Origin of the sequence: Paenalicyclobacillus macrosporangiidus (assembly GCF_900116805.1) — a bacterium.
Classification (GTDB): domain Bacteria; phylum Bacillota; class Bacilli; order Alicyclobacillales; family Alicyclobacillaceae; genus Alicyclobacillus_H; species Alicyclobacillus_H macrosporangiidus.
In genome coordinates this window covers 1-3,983 of record NZ_FPBV01000059.1, presented here as the reverse complement: position 1 = coordinate 3,983, position 3,983 = coordinate 1, and the positions used below count along the sequence as shown (strand labels likewise).

Genomic DNA, 3,983 nt, shown 5'->3' with positions numbered 1-3,983 from the left:
GCGTGTATGTTACACGCAAACATTGACTTTGTCCCCTAGGCGCCTAAATTCGACCGGCAGGAGCGACGTCAAGGGCGTCCGACCGGACGAGCGCAACACCCCTTGACGGAGCGACGAAGGTCGATATACTCCCGCGACGGGACAAAGCCATGGATGTCACATATTAGACACAAACGGTGAAATTACACCACTTGACGGGACACTACCGCTGAGACACATTTGATTGATTACCGGCGATACTTTGAACAATCTCTGTAACCGTTTTTTCTCCGTCTTGGAGACACTCCAAGATTTGAATCCGAGTCTTGTCCGCAAACCCCTTTATAAACTTCACCTTGACATCCAGTTCCGTCTTGACCATGCAAACACCCCACACACATTAGTCCGCACTAAAATTAACCGACACACATATTAACACTGACTAATATATGGGTCAACACATGGTTTTGTGAAATCGAGTAGAGCGGATTTTGACACGTGGATTTGTGGTCAAGGAGAATAGTAAAGATTGAAGTGCCCCGGTGACGAGGCACTTCAATTGATTTTTGATTATAATTTTTGACCACAGTTCGGACAAAACGCTGCGTTCGAGGATACCGCATTACCGCAATTTGAGCAGGACATTTGCCTTGGTCTTAGGCTCGTTCCACAGTAAGCACAAAAATTGTTTGCGACATCGTTCTCTTTCCCGCAATTCGGGCATCGTCGCCAGGACACCGGACGCTTGTATGCAGGTGTATCTTCATAATAGTGGTGATCATGATGCCCATAATGATCTTCGTGATGACCATGGTGATCATGGTGATCGTGGTGGCTATGATGGTCATCGTGATAACTCCCATGGTGTCCACCGTGGTGTCTGTCATGATGTCCACCAAAAAGTTCCCGGAAGAAATCAGACATCTGCAACACTCCTTTTAATGACGGTGATGGCATTCACTCGCAGCGCAAAACTCAGAATCATCGTGCGGGTGATCCCCATCTTCGGTTTGAATCGTCACATGACCGATTCCCATATGAAGCAAGCGATGTTCCATGTCCCTTAAAATCTTCTGGCTGTCACGGATGGTCATGTCACCATCAAGAACCACGTGACAAGACAGTGCATTTTTGCCGCTGGTGATACTCCAGACATGTACGTCGTGTACATGCTGAACACCGGGTACTAACTTGATTTCGTCCACAACTTTCTGGAAGTCTATCCCTTTCGGGGTTCCCTCCATGAGGATCACTACACTCTGCCAAACGATTTTCCAGGCGCCGAACGCAATCAACAGAGCGATCAGTACACTGAGAATCGGGTCAACTACATACCACTTGGTGACAAGGATAATAATTCCGCCGACGATGACACCGGCTGACGCAGCCGCATCACCAAGCATATGAAAAACTGCACTCTTGACGTTGATGTCCTCTTCTTTACGCATGCCTAGACCAAGATACAGATTCATCAGAAGTCCAACGCCGGCACTGACAAACATCCAGACCGGAGTGACCTCTTCTGGTTTCTGAAACCTACCGTATGCTTCCCACAAAATCCAACCCGTGATCAGAATTAACGTCATTCCATTGATAAGGGCCGCTAAAATGCCGGATCGGTAGTACCCATACGTCATTTTTTCATTGGACGGCTTTTCTTCCTGCTTCAAAGCAAACCAGGATAGGCCAATCGCAGCAATGTCCGTCAACACGTGACCGGCGTCCGACAAAAGCGCCAGACTGTGCGAAATCAGTCCACCGATGACCTCAACAATGAGAATCACCAAGGTCAGAAAAAACGCTGTTTTCATCTTGTCCGCAGGAGCATGCGAGTGAAACACATCCCCATGGTCGTGGGTGTGTCCGTGGCCATGTCCGTGATCATGAATGGGAGGCATGCGCATTCCCCTTATCTCTTTCGACATGCGTAGCATGGTCAATTCCCATTTGCAAGAGACCGACGATGTGTGCATCGTCGCATGTGTAGTAAACCGTGTTTCCTTCTCTTCGACCCTTCACAATGCGTAAAGTTCGTAGGTATCGAAGCTGATGAGAAACTGCCGATTGCGTCATTCCAAGCACCTCGGCCAAATCGCAAACACAGAGTTCCCTCTTGGACAAATTGTGTAGAATTCGGATTCGTGTCGGATCGGCCAAGGCCTTAAAGGATTCCGACAAACTTTCTACCAGGGCTTCGTCCAGTTGGTTCGGCAAACAATCGGCCACGGCATCCTGGTGAACAACCGACTCGCTGCAGCGATCCTCATCAAGACGAGTTGCCATGCAACCACCACCTATATGAACAAATACTCATGTGCTCATAATATGCACAAAACACGACTACGTCAAACAGAAAGAATCACTGTGTCTGATATCACGTCATGTGGTATCATATCATCATATCCGCATATTAAGATATGAGGTGAAATAAATGCTGATTGCTGGCGACTCATTGGCGTTACGGGCCAAGTTTTTTCGTGGCCTGGCGGATGCTTCTCGATTGGCGATTTTGTTGGCGTTGCGTGAAGGCGAAAAAAGCGTCAGTACATTGGTCGATGAAACTGGTCTGACACAAAGTAACGTTTCTCGGCACCTGGCGTGCCTGAAAGACTGTGGCTTGGTGGTATGCCGTCAAGAATGGCGCAATGTTTACTATCGATTGGCGGATGAACGAGTGGAAGGACTTTTGCGTGCGGCGGATGACATACTGGCGACCACTGCAGAGCGTGTATCCCGGTGTGTCAATTACTGCTCTGATGACGTAAACGAAGCTGTTGAAGGGGGAAAATAAATGTCAGCACATTCGGTGTCGGTGAAAAAAGGTGTTTCGATTGAAGTGGTAACCATCCTTTGGATGATTGTCGAAGCTGGTGTTGCAATTGGAACTGGGTTGGTCGCTCACTCATTGGCTTTGGTTGCCTTTGGAGCAGACAGCATAATCGAACTGATTGCGGGCACGGTCTTGTTGTGGCGACTGATCATCGAAGCAAACGGTGCAGGCCTGGACCGGGTGAAGCAAGCGGAAAAGGTGTCATCCTGGGTTGTTGGGATTGCCTTAATGTTACTGGCGGTTTATATCGTTGTCGCATCCACGGATAAACTTTGGACGCATCAAGGCGCAGAGTCCAGCTTCTTAGGAATTGGCTTTGCTATCGCTTCCGGAGTCGTCATGCCTTATTTGTCACGGGCAAAGAAACGCATTGGAGCTGAGATAGCGAGCAAGGCTCTTCAAGCAGACGGAGCTTGCAGTATCGTGTGTGCCTACATGGCTTGGACGGTTCTTGCAGGTGTGATTTTAACCGCTTTGTTCGGCTGGTGGTGGATCGATTCCATCGCTGCATTGGGATTAGTGTATTTCGTCGTCAAGGAAGGATGGGAAGCCATCCAGGAGGCACGTGGCAAGGAAGATGCCTGCGGTTGTGGCTGTTGCCATGATTGACACATCATGTGGAGATGCGCCCTGAAGAGTAATACGAGCCACTTGTTTTCTTCGTGGTCCGATTGTCTTTTCGATAGACGGTTCACGGATCACAAGGTGAGGCGCTTCGGATTTTTCATTAACGCTAGGTACGAGGTGGAGTTGACCGAGGTTTCATCAGTAAGCGTCAAAGCCCCCACACCTTGCGTTTCTCCAACCGTCGTGCGACAGTCATGGACGACAACAATCAGCCCCGCCAGGAGACCCAGCGGGGCGATTTCTCATGCTATCCTTTTTTTCCACGTCTCCGGATTCGTTCCGGCAGGCGATCTGACCACGGGAGCAACGCGTCCATCGCTGCCCGGTCATCCGTTCGGATGTTGGGTAGCCGCTCGAACAGGTATTCCAGGTACAAATACGGGTCCAGCCCGTTCTCCTTGGCTGTCTCCACCAGGCTGTAGGCGATGGCGCTCGCCCTCGCACCCTGTGGGGTGTTGGCAAACAGGAAGTTCTTGCGACCAATTACAAACGGCTTGATTGACCGCTCGCTCCGGTTGTTATCCAACTCCAGATGGCCGTCCTCCAG

6 protein-coding genes and 1 pseudogene are annotated in these 3,983 nt (G+C 49.8%); 2 read left to right on the top strand and 5 right to left on the bottom strand.

All coding sequences use genetic code 11. The annotated features are described in order from the left end of the window. Positions 1-208 precede the first annotated feature (208 nt). The 4 genes and pseudogenes from BM357_RS18460 to BM357_RS18445 all read right to left on the bottom strand — a co-directional run. A pseudogene (locus tag BM357_RS18460) lies at positions 209-361 on the bottom strand (ArsR family transcriptional regulator); the annotation flags it as partial. Between the two features lie 188 nt (positions 362-549). After that, complete coding sequence (locus BM357_RS19565; protein ID WP_139234806.1) at positions 550-903, bottom strand: zinc-ribbon domain-containing protein; 354 nt, start codon at positions 901-903, stop codon at positions 550-552. Positions 904-917: 14 nt separating this feature from the next. Further along, complete coding sequence (locus tag BM357_RS18450) at positions 918-1,877, bottom strand: cation diffusion facilitator family transporter (protein WP_139234805.1); 960 nt, start codon at positions 1,875-1,877, stop codon at positions 918-920. Further along, positions 1,861-2,262, bottom strand: a complete 402-nt coding sequence (locus BM357_RS18445) for an ArsR/SmtB family transcription factor (protein ID WP_074956843.1) — start codon at positions 2,260-2,262, stop codon at positions 1,861-1,863. The genes BM357_RS18450 and BM357_RS18445 overlap by 17 nt, the downstream gene beginning before the upstream one ends. Before the next feature lie 148 nt (positions 2,263-2,410). Here BM357_RS18445 and BM357_RS18440 point away from each other — a divergent pair, with 148 nt between their 5' ends. Together BM357_RS18440 and BM357_RS18435 are read left to right on the top strand one after the other, a co-directional pair. After that, entirely contained in the window at positions 2,411-2,770 is a 360-nt protein-coding gene (locus BM357_RS18440) for an ArsR/SmtB family transcription factor (RefSeq protein ID WP_074956841.1), read from the top strand. Then, complete coding sequence (locus BM357_RS18435) at positions 2,771-3,418, top strand: cation diffusion facilitator family transporter (protein ID WP_074956839.1); 648 nt, start codon at positions 2,771-2,773, stop codon at positions 3,416-3,418. It abuts the gene before it with no gap. A gap of 265 nt (positions 3,419-3,683) precedes the next feature. Here BM357_RS18435 and BM357_RS18430 read toward each other — a convergent pair. Continuing rightward, positions 3,684-3,983 (bottom strand): transposase domain-containing protein (locus BM357_RS18430; RefSeq protein ID WP_139234642.1); only part of this gene is annotated, 300 nt, incomplete at its 5' end.